This is a genomic window from Arcobacter ellisii, from assembly GCF_003544915.1.
GTDB classification, from domain to species: domain Bacteria; phylum Campylobacterota; class Campylobacteria; order Campylobacterales; family Arcobacteraceae; genus Aliarcobacter; species Aliarcobacter ellisii.
Genome location: NZ_CP032097.1, coordinates 2,103,049 through 2,121,061, shown reverse-complemented (window position 1 = coordinate 2,121,061; position 18,013 = coordinate 2,103,049). Strand labels below are relative to the sequence as shown.

Sequence of the window (18,013 nt, the reverse complement as noted above, 5' to 3'; positions counted from 1 at the left end):
AACTCCTTTTGTTTTTTTTATCTTAAATAAAAATGGTGTTTATTTGGTGGTATGTAAAAAATATATTGCATATTTTTTTTATTAGCTGTATAATTCCGCCAATTTATAAGAGGAAAAGAAAGTGGGAAAAATAAGATATATACTTATATTTTTGTTAGTAGGTTTTGTTGATTTATTTGCAGCAAATAGATATAACATTAAATCAGGTATTGTTGAATATGAAATAATAGGAAACACAGAAGGTGGAGCTAAAGGCGACACAATAAGTGGAACTAGTAAGTTGTATTTTAAAGATTTTGGAAATCTTGAATTAACAGATGAAAGAATTATTCAAACAATAATGGGAGAAAAAGAAGAAGAAAGAACTATCTCAAAAATTGTAAATGAAAAACTTCTTACGGTTGATTTTAATGATGAGGTTATTTATTCTCAAAAATTAGTTTTAGATGAAGAAAATCCAATACAAAATATCAAAACTTATGAAGCATTTATTCAAATGGGTGCAAAAAATCTTGGAACAGAAGAGATTTTAGGTTACAAATGTGAAGTTTGGCAATTAGGAGAAGATAAAATCTGGGTTTATAATACAGTTCCTTTAAAACAAGTTAGTCAATCTTTAGGAATTGTTCAAATTCAACAAGCAAAATTTGCTGTTTTTAATATAGATATAAAAGATGATAAATTTAAACTTCCTTCATTTCCTGTAAAACCAATTGAAGAGATTATTGGTGATGGTGAAGGTGAGTTTCCAAACATTTCTCCTGAACAAGAAAAAATGATGGGTGAGATGATGAAAGCACCTAAAAAATAAAGATTGTGCAAAAGCACAATCTTCTAATTAAAATCTAATTTAAACTTTTTGTTTCATCTTTTGTAAGAAGATAAACTGCTATTAAAAATGAAATCGAACCTAAGAAAGTATTTGTAAGAATTAATGAACCTACACTAAAGAATAGGGCAATTAAAGAGTAAGATTTTTTATTTGCTATAAATGCAATTACCGTTACTAAAATAGTAATAAATCCTATATAACCAAAATAAACAGCTGCTCCCATTAAATCTTTTATTCCACAAGATAAAGATGATGAATCTAAATTACATTGTGTTGCTAAAGCTTTATTTGATACAAATCCATATTTAAAACCAATAAATATTGCTGCAAATACTAAAGTATAAATTGCTAAGCTTTTTAAATCACATAAAGAGATATTTTTGTTTGTACCTTTATTTAAAATATAAGCAAAAACTAATGCTAAAATAACCCAAATATTAGAGAAAATATTTAAAAAAGTTTCGTTGTAGATTGTAATAATTGAACCAATAACTAAAACTAAAGCTAATACTTTTTCAAATTTACCGAAATTTAATTTTTCATATTGATTTTTATATAACCAAATAAATGAAATAGCTAAAATGATAAATCCATAAATTTCAAAGTTTTCATATCTTCCATTAAATGCTAAATTCATAGTTAAAATAAAAGCAATAAACGAAGCTAAATAGAATAAGATACTTGGAATAACATCTGTTTTTTTCTCTTTTATGATATATGAAAGCATAAAATAATAAACAAAAATTTGTGTTAATAATACAATTATTGCCCAAGAAAATTCTAAATAATTTCTAGCGATAATATTATATTGTTCAACTTGTAACATATAAAGTATTGCAAAAGAAGTATTTACAACACTAAATAAGAAGATTTTTTTAGTTGAAATATCTTTGTTTCTTAATAATAAAGAAAAAGCAAGGATTAAAACTAACGAACCAAATGCTAAATATTTATAATTTGGGAAGTTTGAAACATCACCTGCAAAAACATTTTTATCAAGTCTATCTTTGTCAAATAATCCCCAAAATCCTCCAACAGCACCTTCACTAGCTCTTTTCCAAGGTTGATCATATGCTTCAATAATGTTGTAGTTCCAATTTTTTTCTTGAGCTAAAGAGACAAAATCTCTTACAAATTTTGCTTGGTTGATTTTACTCGGGAAGGCATCTTCTCTCATTCTTCCTTCACTTGGCCAACCTGTTTCTCCAATTAAAATATCAGAAGTTCCTAAAATTCCTTCAACTTCGTGTCTAACTTCAGCTAAATGTTTGATTGACTCATTTATATTCATTGGGTCATCTTCCCAATAAGGTAAAATATGAATAGTTACAAAATCAGTTACTTCTTTGATACTTGGGTGTTTAATCCAAAATTCCCAAACATCTGCATAAGTTACTTTTGTGTTTGGAAGAGCTGATTTTACCTCTTTTATATATTCATAAAGTTTTTTATCAGAGATATCTCCTCTTAATAAAACTTCATTCCCAACAATTACTGCTCTTACAACTTCAGGATTTTCATTTACTAATTTAATTAGAGTTGAAATTTCATCTTTTGTCTGTTTTTCATCAGAACTAACCCAAGCTCCCATTAGCATTTGAAGATTAAACTCACGTGCTATTTTTGGAACCATTTCTAAACCAACAGTTGAGTATGTTCTAATACAAGTAGTATATTTTGAAAGAAGTTTTAAATCATTTCTTACGTTCTCTTCTGAAATTACTAAACCTTTATCAAATAAAAAAGGTGATTCATCTTTTGCAAAAGGTGCGTAAGAAACACATTGAAGTTTAGAAAAAGAGTTTGAATCATCTTTTAATATAGCTTTAGCTCCTAAATAATACCAAAAAAGTAGAGCAACAAAAACACTACAAAGTGTTAAAAATATTTTTTTCATTTTTTTCCTAATTTCTAATTTGACCTGAACCATAAACTTTATATTTAAAAGTTGTTAAATCATTTATTCCCATTGGTCCTCTTGAATGAAGTTTATTTGTAGAAATTCCAACTTCAGCTCCAAGTCCAAATGCTCCACCATCTGTAAATCTTGTACTTGCATTTGCATAAACACAAGCTGCATCAACTTCACTTAAAAATTTATTTACAGTTGTGTAGTTTTCACTTAAAATTGATTCAGAGTGACCTGAACCGTGTCTTTGAATATGTGTGATTGCTTCATCGATATTTTTTACAATTTTAATATTTAAGATATTTGCTAAATATTCTGTATCAAAATCTTCTAAAGTTGCTGGAATTACTTTGATATATTTTAAAGTTTCTGCACAACCTTTTAAAATAGTTCCCATTTCTAAAAATGCATCTTCTAAACCATTTATGATATATGGAGCTATATCTTCGTGAATTAGTAAAGTCTCTATTGAATTACAAGCACTTGGTCTTTGACATTTTGCATTAATTACAATATCAATGATTTTAGCAGCAGCTGCATCTTTATCGATATAAATATGGCAAATTCCTTTATCATGTTTTATTACTGGAATTGATGAATTTTCACTTACAAATCTTATTAATGCTTCTCCACCACGTGGTACAATTAAATCAACATATTTATCTTGTTTTATAAGTTTTGCAACACCTTCTCTACTTGAATCAGGTAAAAGTGAAATAGCTTGTTCTGGAAGTCTATTTTTTGTTAAAACTTCTCTTAAAACCATTGCAATTGCTTTATTTGAGTGTTCAGCTTCTTTCCCACCTTTTAAAACACATACATTTCCACTTTTAAAACATAAAGCTGCTGTATCACTTGTAACATTTGGTCGGCTTTCATAAATAATCCCAATTACTCCAATTGGTATAGATACTTTTTGAATATTTAATCCATCTTTTGTAACCCAACCATCAAGTATTCTTCCAACTGGTTCTGCTTGAGATGCAATTTGTCTAATTGCATTAGCCATATCTTTTACTCTATCACCAGTTAAAAGTAATCTATCAAGTAAAGCTTCACCTAGATTATTTAATCTTGCTTCACTCATATCTTTTTCATTATGAGATATTATAAAATCACAATGATTCATTAAAGCATCTGCCATTTCGTTTAAAACTTTATTTTTTACAGCAGTACTTAGATTTGCAATAGTTCGGCTAGATTTTTTAGCCTCTTCTAAAAATGCTTGCATAGTAATTCCTACAATTAAAATTTATTTTTTGTTATTTGGTATATATTTGAAGAATAGATATAAAACTGCTAACATTACAACTACAGTTAAAACACCTACAAAAGTTAGTTCTACTTCGGGGCCAGCGCCTCTTTGATAGTTTTTAGGTACAAATAGAATCATCGAAGATAACAGCATAAAAGAACCTGTTATTACTGCTATTAAATGGGCAAAAATTTTATGAAATTTTGTGCTATAAAAATCTTTTACCATTTTCCATGTCATTGCTGAAGCTGTAATTACAATAATTAGTACAATGATTTTTTCATATTGTGCTTCCAATAATTTTCCCTTTATAATAATTTATTTATTCGCGCATAGTATACTTAAAAAAGCCTTTGTTCAGGCTTTTTTCTTTATTTACAAATACCACTATCTTTTAACATATCTTTTATTTGTTTACATTTGTTGTTGTCAATATACAAATGTAGCCAAGACTCAACCCAATAAGGAACATTTCTTCCGTTGTTTCCCCACGAATTTACACTTTGATATTTTAAGCCTAAATGCTCTGAAAATGTGCGTTTATTAAAATTTGCTTTTTTTAATAATAATTTAAAATTATCCTTATCCATCTTGCTTCCAAAAATAATATGCAAAAGTATATCATAAAATTTAAAAAAATATATAAAAATATATATTATTTAAGTATATTATTATTTAAAATTTAATATTATTTACTTACGAAAATACTAGGATTCAAAAATGAGAATAAAAGCATTTTTAACAAGTGGAAGATTCAAAATTATCAAAGTATTCAAATTTGATGAAATGAAAGCAATAGCAGCAGCTTATCCACGTTGGGAGTATATTCTTTAAAGTTGTTTTCTAAAATTTAGAAAACTTTTTATAAATAATGGCTATTTAAAGCCATTATTTAATCTCTTTATCTTCATAAAAAATCACTTTTTAAAACTTTGTTAATTGTTAAATGCTAGAATAAAATAAATTTTAATGGAAAAAAATATGGGAATAAAAGATAAATTAAAAGAGAATTCTAATAAGTTAATAAATTTAGCAAGTGAAAATGCTACGAAAGCTTTTGATTATCCAAAAATAAAAAGCCAACAACTAAAAGATGCAATAAATTCAAAAATCAGAGAAAAAGCAGTTCTTGCAACAAAAGCTAGACTAGTTGAAAATCATAAAACTTTTGATGATTATAGTGATGAAGAATTAGAAATAATTATTGCAGATGAAGAGAGAAAAATAGTTGATGATTTAAAAACAAAATCTTTAGTGGTTGCACTTGCAGCTTTAGGTTTAAACTTTTTTGTTTAGGAATTAAAAATGTTCAAGCAAGTAAAATCTGCAGTTTTTTGGTACTATTTATTCAAATTTAGAAAAAGAGTTACTTTTGTTGCACTTCTTTTAATTATTGCTCTATTTGCAAATATAATTTATGGTGATGTTGTTGAATATTTAAAACTAAAAGATAAACTTCAATATTTAGAAATTGCTCTTATTTCAAAATGGGTGATTATTATTTTTAATTTAGTTTTTTCAATATATCTACTTTTAACAATGTTTAAAAATGAAGAAAAAATTGAAGAGAAAAAAGTAAAAAAAGAAAAAAAAGAAAAAGTATGCCAACCAATAAAAGAAGAAAAGTTTACAGAGCGAGAAAAAGAGTTTTTATATAAAAAGAAGATTCGTTCTAAGGCTGATTTATTGGTAGAAAAATAAAAATTTCTACCAATAATTTTTATTTAAAAGTTATTTTAAAGCAAGCACCTTTGTAATTTTTATTGTTGTAAATATACTCTTCATTATAAACATCAATTGATGCATTATGTCTTTCAGTTATCATTTTATAAGTCATAGAAAGACCAATCCCTGTTCCTACAGTTTTATTTTTTGTTGTAAAATAAGGCTCAAATATTCTATGAATTATATTATCAGAAATTCCACCTCCATTATCTTTTATGGTAATAATTAAAGAAGAATCCTCTTTTTTTGTATCTATAAAAATTAATTTTTCATCATTTTTTACATTTTCTTTTACAGCATCTTTTGCATTATTAATTATATTGATAAATGATTGGATTAATTCATTTTCATAACCTTCAATTTCGATATCATCTTTTAAGTCAGTTATTATTGTAATAGAGTTATTAATCATTGCTGAGTGCAAAATCGATAAAGTTTTTTCAATAGTATCTTTTAAACTTAATTTATGAACATCTTTTGTATTTCTTATAAAGTTTCTAAAATCATCAATAGTTTTTGATAAATATTGTGCTTGTTGCATTATGATATTCATATCAGATTCAATATCATAATCTTCTAATTGGTCATATTCACTACGAAGTTTGATATTACTTGAGATAGTTGTAATAACACTTAAAGGTTGTCTCCACTGATGAGCTATATTTCCTATCATCTCACCCATTGCAGCTAATTTACTTTGTTCTTCAAAAAGTTTATTTTTTGTAATATCTTTCATACTTAAAAGAATATGTTTTTTGTCAGGCATCCATGAAGCAGATAAAGTAACATTTATTCTTTTATTTTTTATTATACAAACCTTTTCAAAATTATCTATAACACCTTTTTGCATAAATTCATTCATAATAGCACTTACTCTTTCTCTATCTTGTGGGTCACTAAGAGCTAAACAAGAAGTTCCTAATAGTTCTTCTTCACTAAGTCCTGTTATTTCACAATATGCTTTATTTACTTTAACAAAATTAGTTTTCATGTCAACTATTGCCAAACCATCTTTTGTTGTGTTATAAATAGATTGTAACTCTTCTTGTTGTTCAGTTAGTTTAACTTCTTTATCTCTAAGTTCAGTTAAATCCCTACCAATACCTAAAACTCCAAGGATATTACCATTTGAATCGATAACTTTTGATTTAATAGATTGTAAATATTCTTTATGTCCATCACTTGCAAAAGTAATATCTTCGAAATTAGATAAAGGTTTTTTTGAATTCATGGCTTTTATGTCATGCTCTTTGAAAAAATCTGCAAGTTTTTTATCTACAAAATCATAATCTGTTTTGTTTATAATATCTTTTTCTTTAGCTCCAAAAAAATCCTCAAATCTTTTGTTACAAGTGATATAAACTCCATTTACATCTTTTATCCATAATAAATCAGGAATATTTTCTAAAATGGCTTTTAATTTATTATGTTCATTTTGTGCTTCTATTTTTGCTAGTGATAATTCAGTTATATCTTGAACAGTACCTCTTGATATAAGAGGATTTCCTTTTTCATCAAAAAGTGTATTACCTGACTCTTCTACGTATTTAACTCTTCCATCATTCATCAGTAATCTATGATTAATTTTAAATTTTTCTTTTGTTTTTAAAGAGTTAAGATAAGCATTTTCTAGTAGTTCTTTATCTTCTGGATGAACTATTTTAAAAAAATCTTCATAAGTTGGAATAAATGTTTTATTATCCATTTCAAAAATATTATATATTTCATTTGACCAAGTCAAAGTTTTTGTTGTTAAATCAAATTCCCAAAGACCAATATGAGCCAATTCTTGTAAAGTCTCAAGTTGGTTTTTATATTCATATTTATTCATATTTTTCTTCATTTTTTAAATGAAGGGTTTGAGTAGGGTAGGCAAATTCGCAGTTGTTTTTTTCTACAAGTTTTGCAATTTCAATTATAACTTCCTCTTTTGTTTCAAGCCACTCTTCCCAAACTGGACTTTTAGAAAAGCAGTAAATTAAAATATCAATTGATGAACTAGAGTATTCATCAATAAAAACTAATAGAGTATTTTTTATTCCTTCTAAATCCTCTTTTTTTATGGCTTCAAAAGCTTTTGTTTTTGAAATATTTATTGTTTTATTAGATGCGATTTTTGGATGATTTAATAACATATCTTGAATGTCGTGTTTTAATCTAATAATATCTTCCATTTTGCTTTCATAAGTTATTCCAATACTCATTTTTATTCTTCTTCCAATTATTCTTTTTGACCAATTCATAATGTGAGCATTTGCAATTTGTGAGTTTGGAACAGTAATCATTGCATTATCAAAGGTTCTAATTCTTGTTGTTCTCATTCTAATATCAACAACTGTTCCTTCAAAATCATCTGTTCTAATCCAATCACCTTGAGAAAAAGAGTTATCAGTCATAATATTTAATGAAGCAAAGAAGTTTGCTAAAGTATCTTTAGCAGCAAGTGCGATAGCAATACCTCCAACTCCAAGAGAAGCAGCAATAGCTTTTACATCAATTCCAAGTTGAGTAAATAAAAATAAAACAACTATCAAAATTAACATTACTTTGATTATTTTTAAAATAAAAACAATCATCTCTTTTCTTACATTTTGATATTTTTCAAGTAGATTTTGTGCATATATAGAGATACTATTATCTAAAATTGCATAAATTGCCCATGTTAATAAAGCCATATAAATTGTATTTATCCAAGGCATTAAATTGTTTATAAAAGTTTGGTCTTTTACTAAAATAAACATTGAAAGTTGAATAGAAAAAAGATATAAACTATAAATTAATGGTGTATTTATGGCATCTTTTATATGATATAAAATATTCTCTTCTAAATTCTTTTTATTGTTTTTGATAAAAAATTTTGATAAAAAGTTTGTGATTAAAACTATTAGATATCTATTAATTAATCTAAAAAATAGAATTATTAATAAAGCAATAGTTAGTTCACCAATTGAAAAATTAAAATGATAAGAAGTTAATGAAGATACAAAAGAGATACCTTTTATATTATCAATTTTGTTCATAAAATATTTAAGATTAAATTCATCAATAAAAAAGTTTGAAGCTCTAAATTTTTGTATATTTGAATATAAATATTGTAAAACAAAAAGTTGAGTATGTTTTTGATTGTAAAGTTCAATATAATTATCAACCAAATCAGAAGAGACTTTGTTTGTATTTACATTTTTTAATTCACTATCATATAAAAATTTATACTCATCTAAATTAAAAGTTTGAATAAATTTTATATTTGTATCTAAAAGTTCTTCAAAATATTTTTTATTTTTAAACTCTTGTTTTCCAATAATGATATTTTTTAAAGTTGTTTCATAAGTTGCTTTTTCTTTTAAAAATTCAAGTTTAATCTCATCTCTTTTTACAGCAAGTGAATTTCCTTGAAGATTATTTGCATTTATTCTATTTGTTAAAAAATTAATCTCATTATCATAATAATTTTTTTCAGGCAATGTAGTTAAATAAGATTCATTATTTATATTATTGATTATTTCCTCTAATAATTTAGTTTGTGAATCAATTTGTTCTTCAATACTTTGACTAACTTCTTTAGTATTAGTTTGTTCAGCTTTTAGAGTTGTTGTTTGTTGACTCTCTTTTATTAAAAGTTTAACAGGTGTAGTTGGAGTTTGAATATCTTCAGCAAATATTAAAAGGGGTAGAAATAAAATTATAAATAAATTTTTATAGAGTTTTGACATAAAATTCCTTTATAGATTTTGGAAATTATAGTATTTTTATAATTAGTTAAACTTAACTTAGTTTATTGAAAGAGGATTTAGCTAAAGACAAAAGTGTCTTTAGCTATTTTAGATTTTATAAGTATTTATTTATTTTTTCTTCTAGTGTAGCTTTATTTGTAGCACCAATTAATTGCTCAACTATTTTTCCATCTTTAAAGAAAAGAATTGTTGGAATTGAACGTACTTGATATTGTGCCGTTAACTCAGGCTCTTCTTCTGTATTTACTTTACAAATTTTTGCTTTTCCTTCGAACTCAACTGCAAGTTGGTCTATAACAGGAGCTATCATTCTACAAGGTCCACACCAAGGTGCCCAAAAATCAACTAAAGAAACTCCTTCTTTAATTGTTTCTTCCATACTATTTTGATTTAATTCTATATATTTTCCCATAATAATTATTCCTATTTTTTATAATTTATTTTCATTTTTAGCTAAGTATTCTGCAACACCAGCAGTATCTGCTTTCATACCTTCATCACCTTTTGCCCAACCAGCAGGACAAACTTCACCATGCTCATTTGTAAATAACATAGCATCTACCATTCTAATCATTTCATCTACATTTCTTCCAAGTGGTAAATCGTTGATAACTGCATGTCTAATTGTTCCATCTGCATCAATTAAGAATGAACCTCTTAATGCAACTGATTCACCAAATAAAACATCATAATCTCTTGAAATTTGTTTACTTAAATCAGCAACCATTGGGAATTTAACTCTTCCAATTCCACCATTTTCAACTGCTGTTTCTCTCCAAGCAAAGTGAGAAAATTGTGAATCAACTGAACAACCAATTACTTGAATTCCTCTTGAGTTAAACTCATCAACTCTTTTTGAGAAAGCTATGATTTCTGATGGACAAACGAAAGTAAAATCTAAAGGCCAGAAAAATAATACTGCACCTTTTTTCCCAATATTTTTATATAAATTAAAATCTTCAACTATTTGACCATCTGCAAGTACAGCTGTTGCTGTAAAATCTGGAGCTTTTTTTGTAACTAACATTTTTTAAATCCTTTTTTATTTTATAAATTTTTATATATTTTGTAGTGAAATTATATAGGAATAAACTTAAATATTAATTAATAATAGTTATTATTGGAAAATTTTTTTCCAATGAGGAAAAGTTTGTTATTTTTTTAAGTAAAAGGGAAACCCTTTTACTTATTTTAAATCGAATCTATCAAGATTCATAACTTTTGTCCAAGCTGCAACAAAATCAGTTACGAACTTCTCTTTTGCATCTTCTTGTGCATAAACTTCTGCTATTGCTCTTAATTGAGAATTTGAACCAAATACTAAGTCAACTCTACTTGCTGTAAATTTAACTTCACTCATTGTTCTTGTTTTAGCTTCAAACTCCTCTTCCTCTTCATTAACACTTTTCCAAACATTATTCATATCAAGAAGATTTACAAAAAAATCATTTGTTAATGTACCAACTCTATAAGTGAAAACACCTTTTGAAGAATTATTATAAGTTGCACCAAGAACTCTCATTCCTCCAACTAAAACTGTCATTTCAGGAGCAGTAAGAGATAAAAGTTGAGCTTTATCAATCAATAATTCTTCTGCACTAACTGCATATTTTTTCTTTTGATAGTTTCTAAATCCATCTGCAATTGGTTCTAAATGTGAAAAAGATTCAATATGTGTTTGTTCTTGAGTAGCATCTGTTCTTCCTGGATTAAATGGAACTTTTATATCAAAACCTGCATTTTTTGAAGCTTTTTCAACAGCAGCACTTCCTGCTAGAACTATTAAATCAGCAAGAGAAACTTTTTTAGAATTTGAATTATTAAACTCTTTTTGAATCTCTTCAAGTTTAGAAATAACTACACTTGTACCTTGATTTGCTTCCCAATCTTTTTGTGGAGCAAGTCTAATTCTAGCACCATTTGCTCCACCTCTTTTGTCAGAATCTCTATATGTTGAAGCAGATGCCCAAGCTGTATAAACAAGTTGAGAAATAGTTAATCCTGAAGATAAAATTGTTGTTTTTAATTTTTCTATATCATTATCATCTATTAATTCATAATCAACTTTTGGAATAATATCTTGCCAAATTAAATCTTCTTTTGGAACTTCTGGTCCTAAATATCTTGATTTTGGTCCTAAATCTCTATGTGTTAGTTTAAACCATGCACGTGCGAATGCATCAGCAAATTCTTCTGGATTTTCATGGAATCTTTTTGAAATAGGTCCATAAATTGGATCCATTCTCATAGCCATATCAGCTGTTGTCATAATAGTTTTAACTTTTTTATTTGGATTATGAGCTGATGGCGCAAGATGTTCTTCTTTTGGATTAATTGGAGTCCATTGCCAAGCACCAGCAGGAGATTTTTCAAGATTCCATTCATATCCAAATAAAATATCAAAATATTCATTATCCCATCTTGTTGGGTTTGCTGTCCAAGAACCTTCTATTCCACTTGTGATTGTATCATCACCTTTTCCACTTAGAAATTTACTTAGCCAACCAAGACCTTGTGCAATAATTCCTTCTGCTTCAGGTTCTGGTCCAACATTTGAGGCACTTCCTGCACCATGACATTTACCAAAAGTATGCCCACCTGCAACAAGAGCAACAGTCTCTTTATCTCCCATTGCCATTCTTGCAAAAGTTTCTCTTATATCTTTTCCAGAAGCTAGAATATTTGGTTCTCCATCTGGACCTTCTGGATTTACGTAAATCAATCCCATTTGAACAGCAGCAAGAGGATTTTCTAAATCTCTATCTCCTGAATATCTACTATTTTCTTTATCACTTGTAGCAAGCCACTCTTTTTCATTTCCCCAGTAAATATCTTCTTCAGGTTCCCAAACATCAACTCTTCCACCTGCAAATCCAAATGTTTTAAATCCCATTGATTCTAAAGCAACATTTCCAGCAAGTATCATTAAATCTGCCCAAGAGATTTTATTCCCATATTTTTGTTTAATTGGCCATAAAAGTCTTCTTGCTTTATCTAAGTTTGCATTATCAGGCCAGCTATTTAAAGGAGCTAATCTTTGATTTCCAGTTGCAGCTCCACCTCTACCATCACCTGTTCTATAAGTTCCTGCACTATGCCAAGCCATTCTAATAAATAGTGGTCCATAATGCCCATAATCAGCAGGCCACCAATCTTGAGAATTTGTCATTAAATCTGTTAAATCTTTTTTTAAAGCATCATAATCTAATTTTTTAAACTCTTCTGCATAATTAAAATTATCTCCTAAAGGATTAACTTTATTTGATTGTTGAGAAAGAATTTTTAAGTTTAGCTGATTTGGCCACCAATCTTTATTGTATGTACCTTTGTTACTTGTTGTTGGATTACCACCAAGCCCTGTTATTGGACATTTACCACCCATAATACACCCCTTAAAAACAAGATTTTGATTTATTAAAATCATTGATTAAGTCTTGCATAATGAAACTAAAAAATAAGTTAAATGATAATTATTATTTTTAAAGATTTTTTATTGAATAAATTTTGAGTTTTTTTGTGGTGCGGTTAGCGAGATTTGAACTCGCACACCCGTAGGGCGCTACCACCTCAAGGTAGTGTGTCTACCGTTCCACCATAACCGCAAATAGAGTTGAAATGTTACTATCATAATACTTAAATTCATATCAAGTATTATGATAAGTAGATTTAGTTATTTCTAAATTTTTTTTGATTAACTGTTTCTAATATTTTTTGTGCAATATTTGAAGTATTTATTGCAATATCATGTGTTTCATTTGCGATTGAAGCATTATTTTGAGTCTGTCTATCTAGTTTTGTAATTACATCATTTATCTGTTCTATACTTGTTCTTTGTTCTTTTGAAGAGATAGAAATATCATGAATTACTTCAGTTGTTTTAGATATGTTTTCTTTTAATTTAACATATCCTTTTATCATATCATCAGCAATTTTTTTACCACTATTTGTTTTATTTGTTGCATTTTCAACAAGCTCTTTTATCTCACGAGCAGCTTCTGCTGAACGTGAAGCTAGATTTCTAACTTCTTGTGCAACAACAGCAAATCCTCGTCCAGCTTCACCAGCAGTTGCAGCTTCAACGGCTGCATTTAAAGATAAAATATTAGTTTGAAATGCTATTTGGTCAATAATTGTAATTGCCTCTGCAATTGCCTGAGTTTGTTCATTTATTGAATCCATTGATTCAACTGTAATATTTGCAAGTTTTTGACCATCTTCAATTGAGATTGAAAGCTCTTTTGAATGGTTTGCCATTATTGAAATTCTTTCTGTATTATTTATTACTGTACTTGTAATCTCTTCTAGTGCAGCTGCTGTTTCTTCTAAAGCAACAGCTGTTTCATTAGAAGTTTTATTTAATAAATTTACATTATTTAGTAAAAGATTTGAACTTTTATCTAAAACAAGACCATTTGATTTATTTTCTTGTAACATTTGATTTATTATGTTTGATAAGTTATTTAAACCAATTGCAACATTACCTGTTGGATTTGAAATATTTTTAACAAAATCTAATTTTGAGTATTCTTCAAGTGAAACTAAAATAGTATTAATATCTTGATTTACATTTAAACTTATTGTTTTTATCATATCATTTAACATACTTTTTAATTCATTAAGTGATTCATTTGAGCTTTTTTGTTTTATTTGTAAATCTAAATTTCCCTCTTTAACTCTATTTACAATCATCTTAACTTCATTTATTAAAGCTTTGTCTTCTTCAAGATTTTTGGCAATTATTTCCATTTGTTTATCAATTTCTAAAGCCATTTTCCCTAATTCATCATTTGTATTGATATTTAGTTTTATGATATTTTTTTCTTCACCTTTTAAATATTTAAAGAAAAAGTTTAACCCCTCTTCAAAAGTTTTTAAAGGAGATAAAATTTTAACTAAAGCATAAAATAAAATTCCAAGAATAATTATCAGTAAAAAAACATATAAAAATATCTCTTTGATTAGATTTTCATTGATTTTTTTAGAAATAGCATTTTTATCAAGTTGAATCACTAATTTCCAATTTGTAATAGGAATATTACTATATGCAATTAATTGGGGATTGTTATTAAGTAAAGCCTCACCAAAATGTAAACTATTATTTGATTTTACTTGTGCATAAATTTCATTTTGTTTTTCAAGCTCTTTTTCATCTTTATGAATTATAGTTTTTCCTTCAAAATCTGTTAAATAAGCAAAACCCTCTTCATTAAGATTTATATTTAAAACTGTATTTACAACAGTATCAAGAGCAATATCAGAACCAATTACTCCAATTATTTTTCCATCTTTTTTTATAGGTGCAGATACTGAAATAACCAGTTTTTTTGTAGAATAATCAATGTAAGGTTCACTAATTCCTACTTTATTTGTCTCAACAGCTTTTTTATACCAAGGTCTTTTTCTTGAATCATAATCATGTGTTTGAGGTGTTCTAAAAGTAGCGTCATATTGTAAAAAATTTCCATTTTCTTCAATTCCAAGATATAATCCTGAAAACTTTCCTGATAAATTTCCTAGTCTTAATTTATCAATAATCTCTTTATTTTTTACATCTAAATTTAATGATGATACCTCGTGTGCAACTGCTTCAACAATATCAATTTTTGATTGTAAGTAGTTGTTGATTGATTTTGAAGTTTCTTGTGCTAAATCTAACTCTTTTTGTTTAATTAAATTATATTCGGAACTATAATTATTGTATGTATTGTAAAATCCTAATATAAGAAATGAGATAGAAACACTAAAAAGAGTCAAAACAAGAAGTTTGTTTTTGATAGTTGTGCTTTTCAATTTTTTTCCTTTTTACATTATAAAAGAAATTTTACTTTTAAAGAGTGTCAAAAAGGTGTCAAAATTTAGATAAAAAAAAAGGGTCAAGAAGAAAACTTCTTGACCCTTTAAAGTATTTATTAAATCTGTAGATTTAAAGATTACCCTAAAAATGGATTTGCATATAATGCAATCATAGCAACAACAAGTGCATAAATAACTTGAGCTTCAATCATCGCTAAAGCAATGAACATAGTAGTCATTAATTTTCCACCTAAACCTGGGTTTCTAGCAGTACCAGCAATAGTTGCAGCAGCAGTATTACCCATACCAATAGCACCACCAAGCGCAGCAAGACCTAATCCAATTCCAGCAGCAACTACAGAGTATGCTTTTAAAGTTTCATTTACAACAGCTTCATCAGCAGCGAATGCAAAACCAGCGATAGCTAGCATTAAAAGAACGATTTTTTTCATTTCTTTTCCTTATATAAGTTTTTATTTCCAAAGTCTGTTCGGCTTGCGTATCCCTACTAAACACTTTGTTGGACGAGATTATAAAAAAATAAAACTAAAAATAAGCTAAAACAATTTAAAATAGTTATTTTATAAACAATTTGTTATAATTTTCTCACTTTATCAAAAGGTTTATTCTTATGCAAAAATTATTTTTTTCTCTAACAATTTTAATTATTTTAATTATAGGTTCAATATACGGAATTTTATTCACAAAATACGGAAATAGCATTATCTCTTCATACATAGAGAGTAAAGTAAATAATGAGCAAGAAAAAGTAAAACTAAAAGTAAATAATTTTATATTGACACTAAAAACTATTGATTTTAATGCCGTTATTAATGATGATTCTTATATAAATATTTCTGGTGATTTATCTATATTTAAAAAGAGTGTAGATTTAAAATATGATATAAAAATTGAAAATTTATCAACACTAAAAAATTTAATACATCAAGATTTAAAAGGAAAATTTTATACAAATGGTATTTTTAAAGGGAATAAACAAGAAGCGATTATTCAAGGATTTTCAAATCTTGCAAGTAGCCAAACTAAATATTATATCAATCTAAATAAATTTGAAATAAATAATATACAACTTGATTTAAAAGAAGCAAAAATTGAAGAGCTGTTAAGTTTAATAAATAAACCTGAATATTTAAAAGGTACTTTAAATATAAATGCAAACATAAAAAACATAGATATAAATAATCTTGATGGTATTTTTGTGGCAAATATGACAAAAGGTATATTAAACAATGATGTTATAAATAAAGAGTTCAATCAAACTTTATCTTCACCAATAAACTTTCAAGGGGATATAAATGCTTCTTTATTAGGAAATAAGGCGGAGGTAAAATCAGAATTATTAACTTCAATCGCAGATATTTTTTTAGATAAAACTATAATAGATTTAAACAATAAGAATTTTTTTAGTGATTATAAAATTGATGTAAAAAATCTAAATAGATTAGAAGGTGTTCTTGGTAGAAAATTAAATGCAGAGTTTTCAAATATTGGTAAAGTTTCAATGGAAAACTCTCTTATTTCAATAAATGGAAATTCAAATATTTTTGAAAGTACAACTAATTATAAATTAGAGTTAAAAGATTTTGTAGCTCAAAATGTTGATTTTAAAATTGAAAATGCAAAAATTGAAAAACTTTTACATATGTTAAATGAGCCAGTTTATTTAATAGGTGATTTTAATGTAAAAGGGCAAATTAAAGATAGTTCTTTAGATAAATTAAATGGATTAATTGTTTCAAAAATATCAAATGCAAAGATTATAAATGAAGTTGTAAATGCGGTTTATAAACAAGAATTAACAGATGTTATAACTTTTGATTCTACAATTAATACTTCATTAGTTCCAAATCAAGCTATTTCAAAAGTTGAAGTTTTATCAAATATTGGAAAACTAAATTTAGAAAAAGCAATTTATAATTTGAGTGATAAATCATTTAATAGTGATTATGTATTAAATATTTTAGCTTTGGAAAAAATAAAAGGTTTAACAAAAAGTGATTTAAGAGGAGAACTTGATTTAAAAGGGGAAGTTAAATCTTTAGATAAAAATCTTTTTTTAACTGGTAATTCAAATATAGTTGGTGGAACTTTAAATTTTAATTTAAAAAATGACATTTTTAATTTGAAATTAGATAATGCAAATATGAAAGATTTATTATATAAAATGAATAAACCAGAGATATTTGATTCAAAGGCAAATTTTGACCTTCAATATGATTTAGCTATAAAAAAAGGTAAATTAAATGCAAATCTTCTAAATGGTCATTTTTTACCAAATGATTACTCAAATATTATTAGTCAATTAGCAAAATTTGACTTAACAAAAGAGATATATGAAACGGTTAAAATAGAGAGTAATATAAATGAAAAACAGTTTGTTTCAAATCTAAATATGCAAAGTAAAAATACACAAATTCAAGCTGATGATGCATTTTTGGATTTTGATAAAAATCTAATTGATGCAAAATTAAATACTAAAATTAAAGATAATAATTTTGTAATTACACTAAAAGGTGATATGAAAAAACCAAATATTGGTTTAGATACAAAAGAGTTATTAAAAAATGAAGTAGAAAAAAATAGGGATAAAATAGAAGAAAAACTAAACAAAGTTTTAGATGAAAAGATAAAAGACGAGAAGACAAAAGATATTATAAACAACTTAAAAAATATATTCTAAATATTTATGATAATAATTATCACTTTAAGAGAGGATAAAGTTTTTTTTTGATTTAATTCATTAT

General features: G+C 26.4%; 15 protein-coding genes and 1 tRNA gene. 4 read left to right on the top strand and 12 right to left on the bottom strand.

All coding sequences use genetic code 11. The features are described 5' to 3' along the window. The first annotated feature begins 121 nt into the window (after positions 1-121). Positions 122-811, top strand: coding sequence for a hypothetical protein (locus tag AELL_RS10720; RefSeq protein ID WP_118917954.1), 690 nt, complete (start codon positions 122-124; stop codon positions 809-811). Between the two features lie 34 nt (positions 812-845). Here the strand turns inward: AELL_RS10720 and AELL_RS10715 are convergent, their stop codons facing one another. The 4 genes from AELL_RS10715 to AELL_RS10700 form a co-directional block, all read right to left on the bottom strand. After that, the gene (locus AELL_RS10715) at positions 846-2,729 is read right to left on the bottom strand and encodes a glycoside hydrolase family 17 protein (protein WP_118917953.1); all 1,884 of its coding nucleotides are present in this window, start codon (positions 2,727-2,729) and stop codon (positions 846-848) included. A 7-nt stretch (positions 2,730-2,736) separates the two neighbouring features. Next, on the bottom strand, positions 2,737-3,972 hold the full coding sequence (locus tag AELL_RS10710; protein ID WP_118917952.1) for a glutamate-5-semialdehyde dehydrogenase: 1,236 nt from the start codon (positions 3,970-3,972) through the stop codon (positions 2,737-2,739). Positions 3,973-3,993: 21 nt separating this feature from the next. Continuing rightward, a complete protein-coding gene (locus tag AELL_RS10705) occupies positions 3,994-4,293 on the bottom strand; it encodes a hypothetical protein (protein ID WP_118917951.1) in 300 nt (99 codons plus the stop codon). Positions 4,294-4,367: 74 nt separating this feature from the next. Continuing rightward, positions 4,368-4,586: an XRE family transcriptional regulator gene (locus tag AELL_RS10700; protein WP_118917950.1), complete on the bottom strand. Its 219-nt coding sequence runs from the start codon at positions 4,584-4,586 to the stop codon at positions 4,368-4,370. A 391-nt stretch (positions 4,587-4,977) separates the two neighbouring features. Between AELL_RS10700 and AELL_RS10695 the strand changes: the two genes are divergently transcribed. Then, positions 4,978-5,292, top strand: coding sequence for a hypothetical protein (locus tag AELL_RS10695; protein ID WP_118917949.1), 315 nt, complete (start codon positions 4,978-4,980; stop codon positions 5,290-5,292). 9 nt (positions 5,293-5,301) lie between these two features. Further along, positions 5,302-5,697: a hypothetical protein gene (locus AELL_RS10690; protein WP_118917948.1), complete on the top strand. Its 396-nt coding sequence runs from the start codon at positions 5,302-5,304 to the stop codon at positions 5,695-5,697. A gap of 19 nt (positions 5,698-5,716) precedes the next feature. On the opposite strand, the gene AELL_RS10685 is transcribed toward AELL_RS10690, so the two are convergent. From AELL_RS10685 to AELL_RS10650, 8 genes are all read right to left on the bottom strand, one after another. Beyond that, positions 5,717-7,552, bottom strand: coding sequence for a PAS domain-containing sensor histidine kinase (locus AELL_RS10685; RefSeq protein WP_164967260.1), 1,836 nt, complete (start codon positions 7,550-7,552; stop codon positions 5,717-5,719). Then, positions 7,545-9,434 carry a mechanosensitive ion channel family protein gene (locus tag AELL_RS10680; protein ID WP_118917946.1) on the bottom strand — a complete coding sequence of 630 codons (1,890 nt, stop codon included), beginning with the start codon at positions 9,432-9,434 and terminating at the stop codon, positions 7,545-7,547. The genes AELL_RS10685 and AELL_RS10680 overlap by 8 nt, the downstream gene beginning before the upstream one ends. A gap of 115 nt (positions 9,435-9,549) precedes the next feature. Then, the gene (gene trxA / locus AELL_RS10675; RefSeq protein WP_118917945.1) at positions 9,550-9,867 is read right to left on the bottom strand and encodes a thioredoxin; all 318 of its coding nucleotides are present in this window, start codon (positions 9,865-9,867) and stop codon (positions 9,550-9,552) included. Between the two features lie 18 nt (positions 9,868-9,885). Then, a complete protein-coding gene (locus AELL_RS10670; RefSeq protein ID WP_118917944.1) occupies positions 9,886-10,482 on the bottom strand; it encodes a peroxiredoxin in 597 nt (198 codons plus the stop codon). Between the two features lie 159 nt (positions 10,483-10,641). Next, entirely contained in the window at positions 10,642-12,837 is a 2,196-nt protein-coding gene (gene katG, locus AELL_RS10665) for a catalase/peroxidase HPI (protein WP_118917943.1), read from the bottom strand. Between the two features lie 135 nt (positions 12,838-12,972). Then, positions 12,973-13,057: transfer RNA gene (locus AELL_RS10660), tRNA-Leu, on the bottom strand. Positions 13,058-13,121: 64 nt separating this feature from the next. Beyond that, positions 13,122-15,245 carry a methyl-accepting chemotaxis protein gene (locus tag AELL_RS10655; protein ID WP_118917942.1) on the bottom strand — a complete coding sequence of 708 codons (2,124 nt, stop codon included), beginning with the start codon at positions 15,243-15,245 and terminating at the stop codon, positions 13,122-13,124. A 140-nt stretch (positions 15,246-15,385) separates the two neighbouring features. Beyond that, positions 15,386-15,700, bottom strand: a complete 315-nt coding sequence (locus tag AELL_RS10650) for a F0F1 ATP synthase subunit C (RefSeq protein WP_014474953.1) — start codon at positions 15,698-15,700, stop codon at positions 15,386-15,388. 179 nt (positions 15,701-15,879) lie between these two features. Between AELL_RS10650 and AELL_RS10645 the strand changes: the two genes are divergently transcribed. Then, entirely contained in the window at positions 15,880-17,949 is a 2,070-nt protein-coding gene (locus tag AELL_RS10645; RefSeq protein WP_118917941.1) for a hypothetical protein, read from the top strand. Positions 17,950-18,013: the final 64 nt, after the last annotated feature.